General features: G+C 39.6%; 2 protein-coding genes. Both read left to right on the plus strand.

Annotation, left to right across the window (positions count from 1 at the left end):
- Positions 1-2 precede the first annotated feature (2 nt).
- Positions 3-6,479, plus strand: a complete 6,477-nt coding sequence (locus AB1279_RS11290; protein WP_429758805.1) for an amino acid adenylation domain-containing protein — start codon at positions 3-5, stop codon at positions 6,477-6,479.
- Positions 6,469-21,351 (plus strand): non-ribosomal peptide synthase/polyketide synthase, encoded by a 14,883-nt coding sequence (locus AB1279_RS11295; RefSeq protein ID WP_429758806.1) that lies wholly within the window; start codon positions 6,469-6,471, stop codon positions 21,349-21,351. Before AB1279_RS11290 ends, AB1279_RS11295 begins: the two co-directional genes overlap by 11 nt.
- The last annotated feature ends 232 nt before the right edge of the window (positions 21,352-21,583 follow it).

Below are 21,583 nucleotides of genomic sequence, written 5' to 3' on the forward strand. Positions count from 1 at the left end.
AGATGGGAGACGTTATAGATATATATGGATTATCACCTTTGCAAAAAGGAATATTGTTTCATACTTTATACGATCAAGATGATGAACATTCTTTTTCCTACATTGTACAAGTAGGCTTCTTGCTCGGGGGGCAATTGGATGTTGCTACTTTTGAAAAGGCTTGGGAATATGTTATTCATCGACATGAAGTTCTACGTTCAGTATTTGTGTGGGAGGAAGTTGAAAAACCTCTGCAAGCAGTTTACCAACGTCTTCCTTTTACTATTCATCAAGAGGATTGGAGTGCCCATTCAAATGAGGAGAAGGAGAAGAAATTACACCAGTTTTTGACTGCGGATCGTAGAAAAGGATTTTCATTGGATGAAGCACCATTGATGAGAGTCACTGCGATTAAAGAAGCAGAAGAGGAAACGAGAATCATTTGGACACATCATCATATTTTGCTAGACGGGTGGAGTGTGTCATTAGTCTTTAGTGAAGTGATGGAAGTTTATCTCAAGATGGTAAAGGGAGAATTGTTGAATCTCCCTAAATCTCTTCCTTACAAAAAATATATCCAGTGGATAAATAAACAGGATCAAAGTCAAGCAGAGAAATTTTGGACAGAAGAATTAAAAGGATTTTATGCACCTACGCCATTAGCGATGAAAAGAAAGGATCAAGGACAGGATAAGGGTTATGGGGAGTGTGTTTATCAAATATCTGAAGAACTTACTGAGAATTTACAAGAGTGGGTACGAAATAGTCGATTAACATTGAATACGTTAGTACAAGGCGCATGGGCTTACTTGATGAGTAGGTATAGCGGTGAAATTGACATCGTATTTGGCGTAACTAGCTCTGGACGTCCTACTGATTTGATAGGAGCAGAGAATATGGTAGGTCTATTTATTAACACATTACCTACTAGAATTCGATTAACGGATGATACATCAGTAGTAGATTGGCTTCGTAATATACAGATGAAAGAAATGGAACGAAGACAATATGAGTATAATTCGTTGGTTGATATTCAAGGGTGGAGTGAGGTTCCGCGGAATAGTTCCTTATTTCATACCTTGTATGTGTTTGAAAATTATCCAATTCAAGATGAGAGAAATGATGATTTAAGATTACTAGAGGTTCAAAGTGCAGAACAAACAAATTATCCTTTAACACTCATTGTAATGCCTGGTAAGGAAATTACTTTAAAGTTAATGTATGACCGAAGCTATTTTAATGAAGAAACAATAAATCGGATTCAGGGTCACTTATTGCAAATATTAATTCAGATGACGAAAGGCCTAGATTCAAATCTCTCCGAAATCACCCATTTAACGATGGAAGAGCAGACACAGTTACTAGAGGGATGGAATAATACTCAAGTAAGGTATTCAGCTGAAGGCATGATTCATACGGTATTTGAGGAGCAAGTTAAGAAAACGCCAGAAGCAATCGCAGCTATTTATGAGACTGAACAAATTACCTATAAAGAGTTGGATGAGCGTGCGAATCAGTTAGCTCATTATTTACAAAAGCGTGGTGTAGGTCCAGAGTCTCTAGTCGGGGTATATATGGAACGCTCATTACAAATGATGATAGCGTTATTAGGGATTCTAAAATCAGGAGGAGCGTATGTTCCACTTGACCCTACTTATCCAGAGAGTCGGCTTCGCTATATATTAGAGGATGCTGGAATCGAAGTACTAGTGACGGAAGAAAATTCTAAAAAATTATATATATCTGAACCAGTTGAAATAATTTGCATGAATCAAGATTATACCGCAATTGAAAAAGAAGAATCAACCCCATGTACAAGTAGTGTAACAGGAAGAAGTTTAGCGTATGTTATGTATACTTCAGGATCTACAGGAAATCCAAAGGGAGTGATGATTGAGCATCATTCAGTGATTAATTACCTAGAATGGATGCAACATCAATATCCACTTTCTGAAAAGGATGTGGTCTTGCAGAAAACCCCATTCTCATTTGATGTATCTGTTTGGGAGTTATTTTGGGGTATTAGCGTGGGATCATGTGTATCTTTCCTACCTCCAGGTGGAGAAAAAGATCCTTCCATTATAGCTGATGTGATTGAAAAACATCAGGTTACTATTGTTCAATTTGTTCCTTCGATGTTATCTGTTTTCTTAGATCACTTCAACCATATTGAATTGAACATGAAATGTTCGTCCGTACGTCATGTATTTTCTGGTGGAGAAGAGCTAAGTTCAGGATTGGTTAGACGATTTCAACAGCAATGGAATCATCGTGGACAAGTAAAATTAACCAATTTTTATGGACCAACGGAAGCCACTATTTATGTAAATGCATTTGACATTCAACCTAATCAAGAATTTGTTTCTATTGGGCAGCCGATACAGAACACGCAATTATATGTATTAGACCAAGCTCAACGCTTGCAATCAATAGGGATAGAGGGTGAGTTATATATTGGTGGTGCAGGTTTAGCGCGTGGATACTTAAATCGTCCGAATCTCACTGCAGAAAAATTCGTTTCGCATCCATTTCGATTGGGAGAACGACTATATCGAACAGGAGATTCAGTAAGATATTTAGCAGATGGAAATTTAGAATTTATAGGGAGAATGGATCATCAAGTAAAAATACGTGGTTCTCGGATTGAACTAGGAGAAATTGAAGCGACTTTAGAAAAATGTTCGTTTATTAAAGAGGCTGTCGTATTAGTTAGAGAAGATCGTCCGGGCGATCAACGATTGGTTGCATATGTAATAAGCGATGGAAATACTCAAAAGTGGCGAGAGTATCTACAAAACCAATTGCCGAATTACATGATTCCAGCTCATCTTGTGGAGTTAGAACAGTTCCCGCTTACTCCGAATGGGAAAATCGATCGAAAGGCCTTACCAGCACCTGATGAGCAACCGATAGGAGATTTAAATGTTCTGCCTCGGACACCATCGGAAGAACTAATTGCCTCGGTTTGGAGTCAAGTATTAGGAACAGAACATATCGGTATTCATGATTCCTTTTTTGAACGGGGTGGACACTCACTACTGGCTACTCAAATTGTCTCTCGATTACAAGAATTGTTCCAAATTAAAATCCCGCTACGTGAACTTTTCAAGCACGTTACAGTGGAAGCATTAGCGAAACGATTAGATCAGTTGCGCAAAGAAGATAAAAAACGAGAGGTTCCACCCCTTTTACCTATGATGCGGAAAGAATTTATCCCACTTTCCTATGCACAGAAACGCCTATGGTTTATTGATCAATTAATGCCAAATAGTGCGATGTACAATATTCATGCAGCTTGCCGCTTAACAGGAAAATGGTCAATTGAGGCATTGGAGGCCGGTTGGAATCAGTTGTTGGATCGTCATGAAGCATTACGAACAATAATTCTAGAACATAAGGGTGAACCTTTTCAACGGGTTCAATCTCATGTATTCAGACCTATCCCTCAAACAGATCTAACAAATTTCTCTTTGGAAGATAGAGAAAGAGAAATGAAACGACTCATTCAAAACGAAGCGGAGGAACCATTTCATTTTGGACAAGGTCCTCTGATTCGAACACGAATATTGAAAGTGGACAGGGAAGAATGGGTTCTCCTTTGTACGATGCATCATATTATTTCGGATGGATGGTCAATGGGAATCTTACTTGAAGAATGGATGGCTTTTTATGAAGGATTACTAAGCGGAAAACCTGTGAAACTGAACGAGTTATCTGTTCAATATGCAGACTTTGTCATGTGGCAAAAGGAATGGCAAAAAGAAGAGAATCTGGATCAGCACCTTCAATATTGGAAGGAAGAATTGTCTGGGGAGTTACCAGTTTTACAATTACCGATGGATCGTCCTCGACCTGCGGTTCAAACCCACCGTGGTGCGAGTCAGTCCTTAATGGTGGCGAATTCCCTACAAGAAAAGCTTAAAGATTTAAGTCTGCAAGAAGGATCCACTTTATTTATGACCTTGATGGCAGCGTATCAAAGCTTCCTTTCTCGTTATACAGGACAAGACGACATCTTGGTTGGAAGCCCAATTGCAAATCGAAATGTTAAAGAGATTGAAGGATTAATAGGTTTCTTTGCAAATACGTTGGTTTATCGAGCTGATTTCAGTGGAAATCCGACGTTCCAAGAACTTTTGTCGCAGATACGAAAAAAAGCACTAAAAGCATACGAGTATCAGGATATTCCATTTGAGAAAGTAGTAGAATCCGTAAAACCGGAACGGAATACAAGTTATTCACCGATATTTCAAACCATGTTTACGTTACAGAATACGAAACAAGAGTTTCCTCAGTTATCTGAAAGACACATGGAACTTATGGAGAGTCATACTTCTGTTGCGAAATATGATTTGAGTTTATTTGCTTCTGAGACGGAAGAAGGGTTATCTCTAACCTTTGAATACAATACTGATTTGTTTAATGATACAACCATTGAACGTATGGCAAGTCATTTTGAACATTGGTTATATCAAATTGTCTCTCATCCAAAAGATGTATTATCGGAAATGAATATATTATCAAAAGTAGAATATAAGCAACTACTAGAGGAATGGAATGAAACAGGTGTTGTAGATATACGAGAAAGTACGATTCATACATTGTTTGAAGAACAAGTGGAAAAAACACCAGAAGCAATTGCAGTAGTGTGCCAAGATGAAGAACTAACATATCAAGAATTAGACGAACGCTCGAATCAGTTGGCACATTATCTACAGAAAAATGGTGTAGGATGCGAATCATTGGTTGGAATTTGCGTTACACGTTCCTCCGAGATGATTGTCGGTCTCTTAGGAATTATAAAGGCAGGAGGAGCATATGTCCCAATTGATCCAACGTATCCGGAAAGTCGATTGCAATATATTTTAGAGGATGCCCATATAAAGGTATTGGTGACACAGGAAAAGTTACAACAAAAAATGGTTTTACCTAAATCTGTTGACGTGATTTGTATTGATCGTGATCGAGCAGAAATAGAACAGGAAGTAACTACAGTGTGTACGAGTGAAGTGACGGGCGATAACTTAGCTTATATTATCTATACTTCAGGTTCCACTGGAAATCCAAAGGGGGTAATGATTGAGCACAGGAATACAGTAACAATGATTCATTGGGCGCATCACACATATTCCGGAAAGGATTTAGCGGGAGTATTGGCTTCAACTTCGCTATCCTTTGATCTATCCGTTTTTGAAGTGTTTGTTCCCTTAACGATGGGTGGTAAAGTGATTGTCGCTGAAAATGCTCTACATCTAGACAAGTTGTCTACCAAGGGTGTGACTTTGGTCAATACTGTGCCATCAGCAGCAAAGGAACTGGTTCGAGCAAAAACAATCCCTTCTTCGGTAAAGGTGATGAATTTGGCTGGAGAACCATTGCCATATTCACTTGTTCAAGACTTATACGAGGGAAGTACGATTGAGAAGGTGTACAACCTATATGGACCGTCCGAAGATACTACGTATTCCACATATATGGAATTAGAAAAGAGTGTCATTCATAGGGTACCACCAATTGGTAAACCAGTCTTCAATACAGAAGTATATGTACTGAGCGCGGAACAAAAAATGGTTCCAATTGGTGTAGTTGGTGAGCTTTACATTGGTGGATCAGGGTTAGCACGTGGATACTTAAACCGCCCTGACTTAACAAAAGAGCGTTTTATACCTCATCCGTTTAGAGAAGGAGAGCGAGTATACCGGACTGGAGATCTAGTAAGGTATCTGCCGGATGGAAATTTGGAGTATCTTGGCCGAATCGATCATCAGGTAAAAATTCGTGGGTTCCGGATTGAACTAGGAGAAATTGAAGCGACATTACAAAAGCATACATTAGTTAGCGAAGTCATTGTGATGGTGCGGGAAGATTATCCTGGTGATCCACGTTTGGTTGCCTATGTTGTTGGAGATGGGGATGCTCATAAGTGGCGTGATTATCTTAAGGCCCAGTTACCAAATTACATGGTTCCTGACTATTTTGTCGGATTGAACGCATTTCCACTCACCCCAAATGGGAAAATTGATAGGAAGACCTTACCAGCACCAGAGAGACAGGAGAGAGCGAATGGTTATATTGCTCCTCGTACACCTACGGAAAAAACAATCGTTTCAATATGGCATCAAGTTTTAGGTATGGAAAGTATCGGAATTCAGGATTCGTTTTTTGAAATCGGTGGTCATTCATTACTTGCTACGCAAGCTGTTTCCAATCTTAAGGAGGCTTTTGGAATCGAGTTACCATTGCATGATTTATTTACGTTTCATACGGTGCAGCAATTGGCAGAACAGATTGATCAATTGCTCTATAACAAAAAGCAAGAAATGCAGAATGATAGTAAGGAGAATAGGAGTCTTCAAGACTATATTCAAAAAGAAGTAGAAGTGAGTAATGATGAAGAATTACTTGAACTTCTTAAGCAATTGGAAGAGCTATCAGAGGAAGAAGCACAAGGGATATTCGAGAGTAATTTGGTTGAGGAAGGGGTAAAAAATGAAAAGTGATTTACTTGCAAAGCTGAGTTCACTTTCTCCTGAGAAGAGAGCTTGGCTTCAGAAGCAAATGCAAAAAAAGGAGAATAAAGAAGCGCTCCCATTGTCTTATGCACAACAACGTTTGTGGTTTATGGACAGATTTAACCCAAACAGTTCTTTATATAATATTCCAACGGTATGGCGTCTAAAAGGAAATTGGATTCCTGAAGCATTAGAAAAGGGATTCAATCGACTCATTGAACGTCATGAATCATTACGAACCGTTTTTAAGGAAGTAGGAGAACAACCTGTACAACATATTGTCGAATTCCTTCCTAGAACATTATCTGTAAGGGATTACTCTCACCTTCCTCTAGAAGTGAAAGAAAAAGAGGTAAATAGTTTAATTGCGAGAGAAGCACAAGAAGCATTTGATTTAATGAATGGCCCTTTAATTCGTTACCAGCTTGTTCAATTAGGAAAGGGTGAATGGTTATTACTGTGTACGATGCATCATATTATTTCTGATGCTTGGTCCATCGGTATATTCATGAATGAATTACTTGCTTTCTATGAAGAAGAAACGGGCGGGAATCCTGCTAAATTAAGTTCACTATCCATTCAATATGCAGACTTTGCGAAGTGGCAAAAGGAGTGGTTGCAAGGTGATGTGTTAAATCGTCAACTTACGTATTGGCAGGAAGAATTGTCTGGGGAGCTTCCTATATTACAACTGCCAGTGGATCGACCTCGACCGGTTACGCAAACTTACACTGGGGATACGCATCACGTGATTTTTCCTAATAGATTACTCAGTCAATTGAAGGATATAAGTCGACAAGAAGGATCTACCTTATTTATGACTTTAATGGCTGCATACCAGAGCTTTCTTGCTCGTTATACGGGGCAAAAAGATATTCTAGTCGGAAGTCCGATTGCAAATCGGAATCATAAGGGAGTAGAAGGATTGATCGGTTTCTTTGTTAATACGTTGGTTTACCGATCAGACTTGAGTGGCACCCCTACTTTTCGGGAGATTTTGAATCAAACAAAGAAAAAGGCGTTAAAAGCTTACGAATACCAAGATATACCGTTTGAAAAAGTGGTAGAAGCTGTGCAACCTGAACGAAGTATGAGTCATTCTCCTATCTTTCAGACCATGTTTACACTACAGAATATAAAACAAGAACGACTAGATCTATCTGGTAGAAGTATCGAAATGGTAGAAAGTAATATGTCTATTGCAAAATTTGATTTGAGTTTAACTGCTTACGAAGTGAAAGAAGGTCTATTTGTCGCATTTGAATACAACACGGATTTATTTGATAGTAGTACCGTTGCACGTATGGCAGGCCATTTTGAGAACTGGTTAAATGAAATCGCGTATCATCCAGATGAATCATATACAAAGCTGTCAATGTTATCGGATACAGAGCAGAAACAACTCCTAGAAGAATGGAATGATACTGACGTAGTTTATGGTCATGAGTGTATGATTCATGAGCTATTTGAGCAGCAAGTTGCACGTACACCTGATGCAGTGGCGGTAGTTTATGAAGATGGCAAGCTAACGTATCAAGAACTCAATGAAAAATCGAACCAATTGGCACATTATCTACAAAAACGAGGTATAGGACCTGAATCATTGGTCGGTGTATGTGTTGAACGTTCTCCTGATATGATTATTGGTCTCTTTGGGATTTTGAAAGCAGGTGGAGCTTATGTCCCACTGGACCCAAGTTATCCCGAAAACCGCTTGAGATACATTTTAGAGAATTCACAAATTCAAGTGCTGTTAACAAAAGAGGAACTACAGGACTGGTTACCTAAAGATATTCAAGCAATTTGTTTAGACCGGGATCAAGTAATGATTTCCAAAGAGAGTAATTTGGCTCCGGTGAGTGGAGTAACAGCAAATAACTTAGCCTATATCATATACACTTCGGGTTCGACGGGAAATCCGAAGGGAGTAATGATTGAACATCATTCGGTTATCAACCGCCTACAGTGGATGCAGAAAAAATATCCATTATCTGAGGAGGATACAATCCTACAAAAGACACCGTTTTCGTTTGATGTTTCTGTCTGGGAATTATTTTGGTGGTCATTTGTAGGAGCACGTGTTTGTTTGCTTCCACCAGGAGGAGAGAAAGATCCTGCGGTGATTGAGGAGTATATCGAACGATATCATGTGACCACCATGCACTTTGTCCCGTCGATGTTATCTACTTTCTTGGATTATATGGAACAATATAATTTGAAAAGGGATGTATCGTCTTTAAATCAGGTTTTTACTAGTGGAGAAGCATTAAACACTGAACAGGTTCGTCGGTTTAAGAGGGTATTTTACGATGTTCAGCAAACGAAGTTAATTAACTTGTATGGCCCTACCGAAGCAACTGTGGATGTGACTTATTATGATTGTGATTTAGAAAAAGAACCAATGCTTATTCCAATTGGTCGTCCAATTGATAATACAGAGTTGTATGTGTTGGATCAACATCAACAGGTGGTACCGATTGGTGTGGCGGGGGAACTTTACCTTGGAGGAGTAGGCTTGGCACGTGGCTACTTCAATCGACCAGAGTTAACTTCTGAACGTTTTATTCCGCATCCCTTTAAGGAAGGGGAACGATTATATCGAACGGGTGACCTGGTGAGATATATGAATGATCGTAACTTGGAGTATATTGGAAGAATAGATAACCAAGTGAAAATCAGAGGATTCCGGATTGAACTGGGAGAGATTGAAGCATCTTTGCATGATCACTCATCTGTAAAAGAGGCTGTCGTGTTGGTGAAGGAAGATCGACCAGGAGATAAGCAGTTAGTAGCTTATGTAGTGGGTGAAGGGGATATTGGAGAGTGGCGTGAATATCTCAAGAAGCAATTGCCAAATTATATGGTTCCAGCATATTTTTTCCAAATTGAATCGATGCCACTCACTCCAAATGGTAAGGTGAATCGAAAAGCTTTACTGGAATTGGAGGCACAGTTCATAAGTGAAGATATTACTTCATCAAGAACACCAGTGGAAGAGCTTATCGTTTCTGTATGGAGTCAAGTGTTGGGTATAAGAAATATTAGTGTTCAGGATTCTTTTTTTGAAATTGGTGGTCACTCGCTACTAGCTACTCAAGTAGTGTCACGCTTACAAGAAATCTTTCAAATCGAATTACCGGTACGTGAACTATTTGAGCATGCAACGGTGGAGTCATTGGCAAAGCGATTAGATCAGTTACGTAAAGGAGATAGAAAACGAGAGATTCCTCCACTAATGCCGATGGAACGAGGGGAAACTATTCCGCTATCTTATGCCCAACAGCGCTTATGGTTTATCGATCAATTTACGCCTAATAGTGCACTTTACAATATGCCAATGGTATGCCGCCTAACAGGGAGTTGGCTACCTGAGGCATTAGAAACGGGATGGAATCAGCTAATAGAGCGTCATGAATCATTGCGGACAGTCTTTCATGAAGTGAACGGTCAACCCGTGCAGCAAATTGAACCGTATGCTTTTCGATCAATTCCTAAAACGGTTTTAACTATGCTTTCTCCAGAAGATCGAGAAGCAGAAGTTAAACGTTTGATTCAACAAGAAACAGAAGTGCCATTTGATTTAGGCGAGGGTCCACTGATCAGGACAAGTATTTTGCAAGTGGGAGAGGAAGAATGGATTCTCCTTTGTACTCTACATCATATCATTTCAGATGGATGGTCAATGGGAGTCCTACTTGAAGAGTGGATGGAATTTTATGAGAAAGCCACGGATGGAAAGGTAGCAGAACTTGAACCATTACCGGTTCAATATGCCGACTTCGCTCAGTGGCAAAAAGGATGGCTGAAGGAGGAAGTGCTTGATCAACAACTGCAATATTGGAGGGAAGAATTGTCTGGAGAGCTTCCTGTACTCCAACTTCCTATGGATCGCCCGCGTCCCGCAATACAAACTCATCACGGGTCGACATACACCCTGGTTCTGCCAAGCGCGCTACATGACAAATTGAACGAATTTAGTCGTCAAGAAGGGGCTACACTCTTCATGACGCTGTTGGCTGCATATCAAAGTTTTCTATCACGTTATACGGGACAAGAAGATATTCTGGTCGGAAGTCCAATTGCTAATCGAAATTATAGAGAAATTGAAGGACTAATTGGTTTCTTCGTCAACACGCTGGTTTATCGGGTTAATCTGAGTGGTAGACCGACATTTCAGGATGTTCTGTCTCAGGTTCGTCAAAAGGCATTGAAGGCGTATGAATATCAAGATATCCCTTTTGAAAAAATTGTAGAAGTTGTACAACCAGAGCGGAGTACAAGTCATTCGCCAATCTTCCAGACTATGTTCATCTTGCAAAATATGAAACAAGAGTTCCCGGTGTTATCTGGTAGAAGTATTGAAATGATAGAAAGCCATAGTCCGATCGCAAAGTTTGATTTAAGTGTAATGGTAGCTGAGTCGGAAGAGGGATTACTATTTACTTTTGAATACAATAAAGATTTATTCAATGCTACAACTATTGAACGGATGGCAGGACACTTTGAGAAATGGCTACACGAAGTTTCCCATCACCCGCAAAATCCGTTGCATAGTCTGAGCATGCTATCGGAACCTGAGCGTACTTTGTTATTAGAAACATGGAATGACACCGTAATGGAAATGTCCCCACAAGGCCTTATTTGCGACAGATTTGAGGAACAAGTAGCAAGGCGTCCTGAAGCGATTGCGGTGGTTGATCAAACAAAAGAGTGGACTTACGGTGAACTGGATGCACAAGCAAATCAGTTGGCAAATGTTTTACAGCGAAAAGGAGTCGCTCCAGAATCAGTCGTTGGAGTTTATCTTCCGAGGTCGGCTGAGCTCATGGTAAGTTTACTGGGCATATTAAAAGCTGGTGGGGCTTATGTCGTTTTAGATCCGTTGTATCCAAAATCGAGGTTAGAATACATGATTGAAGATGCAGGAATTCAAATTGTAGTGACGGCAGAAGGACAAGAAGGCCTTTCCAAACAGGTTGAGATGGTGAGGTTAGAAGAATTAACAGTAGAAAGTGTAATCGCACCAAAGCGACAGATAAATCCAGAGAACTTAGCTTATATCGTCTATACCTCTGGTTCTACAGGAAAGCCAAAGGGTGTCATGGTTGAATATCGCTCATTAATGAATATGGTCTCTTGGCATCAAGAAGTTTATCGTATTACAGCAGAGGATCGTGCGACTCAGATTGCGGGCATTGCTTTTGATTCGGCTGTCCAGGAGATTTGGCCGTATCTAACTGCTGGTGCAGCACTCTACTTGTCAACAGAGGAATTGAGAATTAATCCAGAAGCACTAAGGGACTGGCTTATTGATTCGCGAATTACAGCTAGTTTTGCACCTACGCCTATTCTGGAAAGACTCTTGAAATTATCTTGGCCAGAGAAGACTGATCTTCGTTTTATCATTACGGGCGGGGATCAATTAACACAGTATCCATCTAACGATATTCCTTTTTCGGTAATTAATCAGTATGGTCCATCGGAAAATACAGTCGTTACCACAGATTGCTATGTACCTGTAGGAGTGACAACAGGTACGCCATCGATTGGTCGACCGATTGCGAATACAGAAGTTTATGTGTTAGATTCTCATCTTCAGCTAGTACCAATTTGTGTAATTGGAGATCTATATATTGGAGGGAAGAGTCTTGCGCGTGGATATGCTAATCGTCCGGATCTCACAAAGGAAAAATTTATTCCACATCCTTTCAAGTCAGGAGAACGTCTCTATTACACCGGAGACAAAGCAAGTTATCTTGCTGATGGTACTCTCCAGTTCCATGGTCGTATAGATGACCAAGTGAAAATTTGTGGTTTCCGGATTGAATTGGGAGAAATAGAAGCAGTTTTGCAGGCACATTCTTCTGTGAAAGAAGCAGTTGTATTGGTACGAGAGGATAATAAAGGTGGCAAGAGATTAGTAGCTTATGTAGTCGGTGAAGGAAGTGTCCATGAATGGCGAGAACATCTACAAACACATTTACCAAATTACATGGTTCCAACAAACTTTATTGAGATGGAATTTTTACCACTTACACCGAATGGAAAACTTGATTTGAAGGCATTGCCTATACTTAGTGAACTATCTACTGAAAATACTGTATACCCACGAACTCCGCTGGAAGAACTTATCGCTTCAGTGTGGAGTCAAGTGCTAGGAATAGGAAACATTGGTGTTCAGGATTCTTTCTTCGAGCTTGGTGGTCATTCTCTACTTGCTACACAAGTGGTCTCACGCTTACAGGAAGTCTTTCAAATCAAATTACCGGTACGTGAACTGTTCGAATATTCAACGGTCGAGGCATTATCGAAACGAATGGATCAGTTACGTAAGGGGAGCGAAAAACGAGAAATTCCACCATTGATGCCGATGGAACGAGGAAATAATATTCCGCTTTCTTATGCCCAACAGCGCTTATGGTTTATTGATCAATTTGCACCTAATAGTGCACTTTATAATATGCCGATGGTATGCCGCCTTACAGGGAATTGGTTACCTGAAGCATTGGAGTTGGGATGGAATCAGCTGATAGAGCGTCATGAATCTTTGCGGACGGTATTTCATGAAGTGGACGGTCATCCTGTGCAGCAGATTCAACCGTATATTTTCCGCCCTCTTCCGCATATGGACTTAACTAAGTTTTCATTAGAGGAGAGAGAAAGAGAGTTGGAGCAATGGATTCAAACTGAAGTCGAATCTCCATTTGACTTAGAACAAGGGCCATTGTTCCGTGGACAAATCGTGAAAATTTCAGAAGAAGAATGGGTTCTTCTGTGTAATATGCATCATATTATCTCAGATGGATGGTCGATGGAGATCTTGCTCCAAGAATGGATGGCATTTTACGAGGAGGCGATTGGTGAAAAACCAGCAGAGCTTGCACCACTACCAGTTCAATATGCCGATTTTGCTCAATGGCAAAGAGAATGGTTGAAAGATGAAGTGCTAAATCAACAGCTTGTATATTGGAAGGAAGAATTATCTGGTGAGTTACCAGTCTTAATGTTGCCGATGGATCGTCCGCGTCCTCCAGTGCAAACCCACCATGGATTAACTCATAATGTGTTGTTGTCACGCTCATTACTGGATAAATTAAACGAACTAAGTCGTCAAGAAGGGGCCACGCTTTTCATGACCTTATTGGCATCGTATCAAAGTTTCCTTGCTCGTTATACAGGACAATCGGATATTATTATTGGCAGCCCAATTGCAAATCGAAATTATCGGGAGATTGAAGGATTAATTGGTTTCTTTGTCAACACGTTGGTTTATCGAGCTGATTTAAGTAACGCACCGACATTTCAAGAGTTGTTGTCTCAGGTGCGGATAAAAGCATTGAAGGCGTATGAGTATCAAGATGTTCCGTTTGAGAAAATTGTAGAGGTTATTCAACCTGAACGAAGTATAAGTCATTCTCCGATTTTCCAAACCATGTTTACTTTGCAAAATACGGGACAGGAGCTACCAGAGCTACATGGACGAAATATAGAAGTAATGGAGAGCAATGCTCCAATCGCTAAGTTTGATTTAAGTTTAACTGCTGCAGAAGTGGAAGAGGGTTTATTGCTTAATTTTGTTTATAGGACTGATTTATTTGACAGTTTAACTATTGAATCTATGGCTGAACATTTTGGAAACTGGTTGAATTTAATCGTGGAACATCCTGATAAATCATTAGCCAAGTTGCCTATACTATCAGGATTACAGCAAAAACAGTTAGAAGAGTGGAATAATAATGCCGTAGCATATCCACAAGAAAGTGCGATTCATCAGCTGTTTGAAGAGCAAGTAAATCGTACACCTGACACGGTGGCAGTGGTAGATGAAAACCAGCAGTTAACGTATCGAGAACTGAATGAAAAAGCTAATCAATTGGCCCACTATCTTCAGCAATATGGGATTGGGACTGAATCATTGGTTGGACTTTGCTTTGAGCGTTCAGTTGAGATGGTTGTTGGCCTCATGGGAATTTGGAAAGCTGGGGCAGCCTATGTTCCATTGGACCCATCGTATCCAGAAAGTCGCCTCCGATATATTTTGGAGGACACTGGAATTCAAGTATTAGTTACGAGCGAAGCATTAGAAAATTGGATACCTAAAGAAGTCAAAGTAGTTTGTCTAGATAGGGATCAAGCAATGATTTCACAAGAAAGCATTCTTTCACCAAAATGTGAGGTAACAGGAGAAAGCCTAGCGTATGTTATCTATACTTCGGGATCGACCGGGAATCCAAAGGGGGCTTTGGTACAGCATCATTCTGTAACAAACTTGTCGCATGGTTTACAGAAAGAGGTTTTCGTACATGAGATACCATCTAACATGCATGTCGGTTTAAATGCGTCAATCGCCTTTGATGCATCTATTCAGCAATTACAAATGCTGTTGTATGGTTCAAGTTTGTATATTATTCCGAATGAAGTTCGAAGTGATCCGGAACAGTTTGTAGCTTATATTCGGAAGAACAAATTAGAAATCTTTGATATAACACCTTCATTACTTCAATTACTTATAGATGGCGGATTGTTAGAAACGTGCGATGGCGTTCATGTTCCAAGTAAGGTATTGGTCGGCGGCGAAGCGATTATGCCGTCATTATGGGAACAGCTAGTAGAGGCTGATAAAATTGATTTTTATAATGTATATGGTCCTACAGAATGTACCGTTGATGCAACATTTTATCCTATCAAAAAAGATAGTAAGAGAGTAACAATTGGGCGTCCGTTGCCGAACGTTCAAACTTATGTATTGGATAGAAATTGGTTACCAGTTCCAGTTGGTGTGATGGGTGAACTTTATATCGGAGGAGCAGGTCTAGCGAGGGGATACTTGAATCGTCCAGAGTTAACATCCGAACGATTTATTTCCCATCCATTCAAAGAAGGCGAGAGGTTATATAGAACGGGAGATCTCGTGAGATATCTTCCTGACGGTAATATAGACTATCTAGGAAGAATGGATAATCAAGTGAAGATTAGAGGATTTCGAATTGAACTTGGGGAGATTGAGTCGACCTTACAGGAGCATTACTTGGTAAAAGAGGCAGTTGTAACCGTTAGGGAAAATCAGTCGGGAGATAAGAGGCTGGTAGCTTATGTAGTGGGCGAAGGCAGTTTAGAAGAATGGCGCGAGTATCTTAAAACAAAACTGCCAATCCATATGATACCTTCCTACTTTGTCGAAATGGAAGATTTGCCGCTAACCATAAATGGAAAGGTTGATCGGAAATCGTTGCCTATACCAGATTATCAAGGAACAAAAGAAGGCTACGTGGCCCCAAGAAATGAACGTGAACATATGCTTTCTATCATTTGGGAACGTGTGCTGGGTTCAAAACGTATTGGTATTCATGATAACTTTTTTGAAATTGGTGGGGATTCAATTCTTAGCATTCAGATTGTCTCCCGTGCGAAGCAAGCTGGTTTACAATTGACACCAAAACAAATATTTGAACACCAAACGATTGCAGGATTGGCACAAGTAGTCAAAGAAGAACAAGGTATACAGGCCGAACAGGGAATTATAACTGGAGATACGATACTTACACCTATTCAGCAAAGGTTTTTTGCACAAAATCATCCTAACCCACATCATTGGAATCAATCCATGTTCTTTAGAACAAAAGAGAAACTGGACATAGTATCACTGGAGAAGTCAGTGCGTAATCTTCTACTTCATCATGATGTCCTGCGTTTAAGATATGAACGTTTACCTGATGGGGCCTGGAAACAGTGGAATGAAGGAATAGAAGAACAATTGATGCTGACTGTCATTTCATTAGACGAAGTGTCGGAAGACGATTGGCATCAAGTTATTCAAAAAGAGATTAACATTGCACAAGGAAGTTTGAATTTACATGATGGTCCGTTAATGAGAATGGTGTATTTTGATGAAGGTGAGAAGACTGGCCGATTATTTTGGACGATTCATCACTTAGCCGTGGATGGTGTTTCTTGGCGAATTTTATTGGAAGATCTGCAAACAGCTTATAATCAAGCGATTCAGGGGCAGAAAATCCAATTACCTATGAAGAGTACATCTTTTAAAGAGTGGTCGGAGAAATTACATCATTACGCTGAATCTGGAATATCGCAAGAAGTGCTGCATTACTGGGAGCGGCAGTCCGAACAAGAAGTAGTTATGCTACCAGTAGATCTTACTATAAGTGATCCAGTAAGTGCAGTAACTGAGGAAATTACTGTGGTGCTAGATGAGAATGAGACCCGTATGTTATTGCAAGAGACTTTAAGCACTTACCGTGTCCAAATTAATGAAGTATTATTAGCAGCATTGGTACAAGCTACGGCAGTATGTACAGGACAGCCGATATTGAGCGTGGATCTAGAGGGGCATGGGCGAGAAGAAATTATTGAAGATGTTGACTTATCGAGAACCGTGGGATGGTTTACAAGTATTTATCCTGTTCACTTAAATATTGCTGGTGCCAACACGCCAATTGCAGCATTAAAAGCAGTTAAAGAACAAGTACGCAAAATTCCTAATAAGGGTGTTGACTATGGAGTGTTGCGTTACATGAACGCAACAATGTGTGAGCAATTGGGCTCTCAACATACACCATCTATTAGTTTTAACTATCTTGGACAATTTGACCAAATGTTTTCTAACGATGCAATGTTTATTCCGGAGAACGAATTTAAGCGTTTAGATCATGCTTCCGGTTCCAAGCGATCGCATTTAATTGATGTGATTGGGGTTGTAACGGATGGAAAACTTCAGTTCACTTGGGTATACAATGTTGGACAATTCACGAAATCAACGATTCAAAGCATTGCACAGAATATGCTTCATCAACTGAGCAGATTGATTCAATCCTCAGATAGAGAATCTGCACTGACCGTTTCGGATTTTGGGATGACTAATCTTAACCAAGTGAGTTTGACAAAAGTACTAACTAAGATGAATCGTGGAAAGAACTATCCAATTACTGATTTATATCCACTATCACCTTTACAAGAAGGTATGATTTTCCACACATTGCATGACCAAGGGGATGAACATGTTGCACCGTATATAGTGCAATTAAGTTTTATGATTAAAGGGAAAATGGATATTCCTATTTTTGAGCAGGCGTGGAAATCCGTAATTCAGCGGCATGAAATTTTTCGTACAGTATTCGTTTGGGACGAAATTGAAGAACCTTTACAAGTGGTATATGAAAATATTCCATTTAAGGTGAACAAAGAAGACTGGCGCACAATGACAACTGAAGAGATAGAGGAAGAAAGAAAAGTCTTCTTGGCATTAGATCGAAAACAAGCCTTCCTATTTGAAGAAGCGCCATTGATGCGGGTAACGGTCATTCAAGAAGGTGAGGAAGAATATCGGGTTGTTTGGACACATCACCATATTTTGCTGGATGGATGGAGTTTGCCACTGGTCTTTAATGAATTACTTACATTCTATCAAAAGAGAATGAATGGAGAAGCTGTGAATTTACCTAAGTCATCGCCATATAAGAAATATATCCAATGGCTAAGAGAACAAGATAAGGAGCAGGCGGAACAATTCTGGAGAGAGAAACTTAAAGGTTTTACTGCACCAACTTTGCTGGGCTTAGAAAGTAAAGAGGAAGAAAAAGGTTACTCAGAGAAGGTTACTCATTTATCAGAAGAGCAGACCCAAGCGTTACAAGGATGGGCGAAACGAAATAAACTTACTTTGAGTACGGTAATTCAAGGTGCATGGGCATATCTCATGAGCCGTTATAGTGGAGAAAATGACATTGTCTTTGGTGTAACAAGCTCAGGGCGTTCTACGGAGATTATTGATGTTGAAAACATCGTAGGTCCTTTCATTACCACGTCACCGGCGCGAATTCAATTGATGGATGATATAAAAGTAATAGATTGGTTGCAGAAGATACAAGAGGAAGAGATAGAAAGAAGACAATATGAATATGCTTCTTTGACAGAGATTCAGGGTTGGAGTGAAGTTCCTAGGGGAACACCGATGTTCAATAGTTTATATGTGTTTGAAAATTATCCAGTGAAAGAGGAGTCTTCAGAAAATCTGGAAATTGGCGAATTGGAAGGAGTAGAACAAACCCACTACCCATTAGGGTTGGCTGTAGTTCCAGGAATCCAGTTATCGTTAAAGTTAATGTATGACCGTAGTAAGTTTAATAGATTAACTATTGAACGAATGTTGGACCATTTACACCAAGTGTTAATGCAAATGCTCAAAAACATTGATCAAACTTTGTCGGAGCTGGTATATATTACGGAAGCTGAACAAAGAAAACTATTGGAAGAATGGAATGATAATGCTATATCCTATCCACGGGAGAATGTGATTCATCAATTATTCGAAGAGCAAGTGAATCGTACACCCGATGCGGTGGCAGTAGTAGATGAAAAACAGCAACTAACGTATCGGGAGCTTAATGAAAGAGCTAATCAATTGGCCCATTATCTTCAGAAATGTGGAATTGGGATAGAGTCATTGGTTGGCCTCTGTTTCGATCGTTCAGTTGAGATGGTTGTTGGCCTCATGGGAATTTGGAAAGCTGGGGCAGCCTATGTTCCATTGGACCCATCCTATCCGGAAAGTCGCCTACGATATATTTTGGAAGACACAGGAATTCAAGTATTAGTTACGAATGAGGCATTAGAAGGTTGGATACCAAAAGAAATCAAGGCAGTTTGCTTAGATAGGGATCAAGCAATGATTTCACAAGAAAGCAAACTTTCACCAATATGTGAGGTAACAGGGGAAAACTTAGCGTATGTTATCTACACTTCTGGTTCAACAGGGAATCCAAAAGGGGCTTTAGTGCAGCACCATTCTGTAATAAACCTATCATATGGTTTACAAAAAGAAGTTTTCTCATATGAGATACCTAATAATATGCGCGTCGGTTTAAATGCGTCAATTGCCTTTGATGTATCTATTCAGCAATTACAAATGCTGTTGTATGGTTCAAGTTTGTATATTATTCCAAGCGAAGTTCGCACTAATCCGGAACAATTTGTGTCCTATATTAGGGAGAATGAGTTGGAAATGTTTGATATGACACCTTCATTACTTCAATTACTTATAGATGGCGGATTGTTAGAAACGTGCGATGATGTTCATGTACCAAGCAAGATATTGGTCGGTGGCGAAGCAATTATACCGTCATTATGGGAACAGCTAGTAGAGACTGAAAAAATTGATTTTTATAATGTATATGGTCCTACAGAATGTACGGTTGATGCAACATTCTATCCTATCAAAAAAGATAGTAAGAGAGTAACCATTGGGCGTCCGTTGCCGAACGTTCAAGTCTATGTATTGGATAAAAATTTGTTACCTGTTCCAGTTGGTGTAACAGGTGAGCTATATATTGGTGGTGCAGGTATAGCGAGAGGATACTTGAATCGCCCAGAGTTAACAGCTGAACGATTCATCCGACATCCATTTAATGAAGAAGAACGGTTATATCGGACGGGAGATTTGGTTCGCTATTTATCTGATGGTCATTTAGATTACTTGGGAAGAATCGATAATCAAGTGAAAATTCGAGGTTTCCGTATTGAACTTGAAGAGATTGAAGCAAATTTAGAAAGTCATCCATTGGTGAAAGAAGCAGTAGTCTTGGTAACAGAGGATAAATTAGGAGAGCAGAGATTGGTCGCTTATGTAGTTGGAGATGGAAGTATGCATGAATGGCGTGAACATCTCAAGACACAAGTACCGAATTATATGGTTCCCGCACACTTTATTAAGGTAGAAACGATTCCTCTTACAACGAATGGAAAAGTTGATCGAAAGGCATTGAACAGCTTAACCATTCAAAGAGAAAATAACTTCTCTACGCTAATCATTCCAAGGGATGAAATTGAATATCAGCTGATTAAAATCTGGCAGGATTTGCTACAGACAGAAGATGTCTATGTAAATGATGATTTCTTTAATAGAGGGGGACATTCTCTCCTTGTAATCAAATTGATTTCAAAAATAAGAGAGAAGTTTGGAAAAGAGATTAAGGTGTCTACATTGATTAAGAATCCAACAGTGGAAGGAATCGCATGTCTTATTCGTGATAAGCATGATATGACAAAATCTGTATCGTCGCTGGTTCCACTACAAGAATCAGAGAAAAGACCTTTCTTCTGCGTTCATCCGTTTATGGGGAATGTATTTTGTTATATTCAACTAGCAAGACTGCTTAAGAACCACTGCTCATTTTATGGTTTACAGAATCCTCTCATAGAAAAGAGAGAAATAGACGAGTTGACCTTGTCGGAAGTAGTTCAACTTTACATCGAAGAAATAAAGCGTGTTCAGCCAGAAGGCCCATATCGTCTTGGAGGATGGTCTTTAGGCGGTGCAATTGCTTATAAAATCGCAACTGTACTAAGGAATCAAGGAGAAGAAGTTGAGTTGTTGGTACTAATGGATAGTAAAGTACCTTCAGAGCAGGATCACAAAACAAGGGAGGATATGCTCTCATATATATCTAAGCATTTCATTCATTTAGATCCAACAGAGCAGGAAGGAGAACCAGTCCATCAACAGGAAAGGCTTGTGGAGCGATTAATTATGGAAGGAGTACTCCCGCCTGATGGAGATCTTATGAATTTGAAGCAAGTTATCAATGCTCACAGGAAATGTCTGAATTTAATGGCAGAACATGATTTGATACCATACTTTGGGGAAGTTATCTACTTTAGTGCTGAGGAAGGCAAAGAGTTGTTTACAGATTGGGAGCCTTTATTAAAAGGAAGAGTGAATAAGTATTCAGTCCCTGGATCACACGAAGAAATAGTAGCCTCTCCCGCAGTTGAAAAGATAGCTAAGTATCTACTAAATGAATTAGGAGGAATAAAAAAGATGTTCCTTTCGTTAAAAGAAAAGTAGAGAGCACAAAAGATGCAACTTTATGAACGGAAATTGCTTGAAAGGGACATAGAAACCTATGTAAATTCTCTGAAGTTTTTGTACCAGAAGCGAATGCTTTGATGATATTGCTGAGGAAAGGTGTATATTTTCATTGATATGTAAATATGCACCTTTTCTACTGTATTTGGACTTGAATAAAGACAAGATATAATATGCAATTGAATTTCTATAACGTATACGTAGGAAGCCA

Origin of the sequence: Bacillus sp. S14(2024), from assembly GCF_050473785.1 — a bacterium.
In the GTDB taxonomy this organism is placed as follows: Bacteria; Bacillota; Bacilli; order Bacillales; family Bacillaceae_G; genus Bacillus_A; species Bacillus_A yunxiaonensis.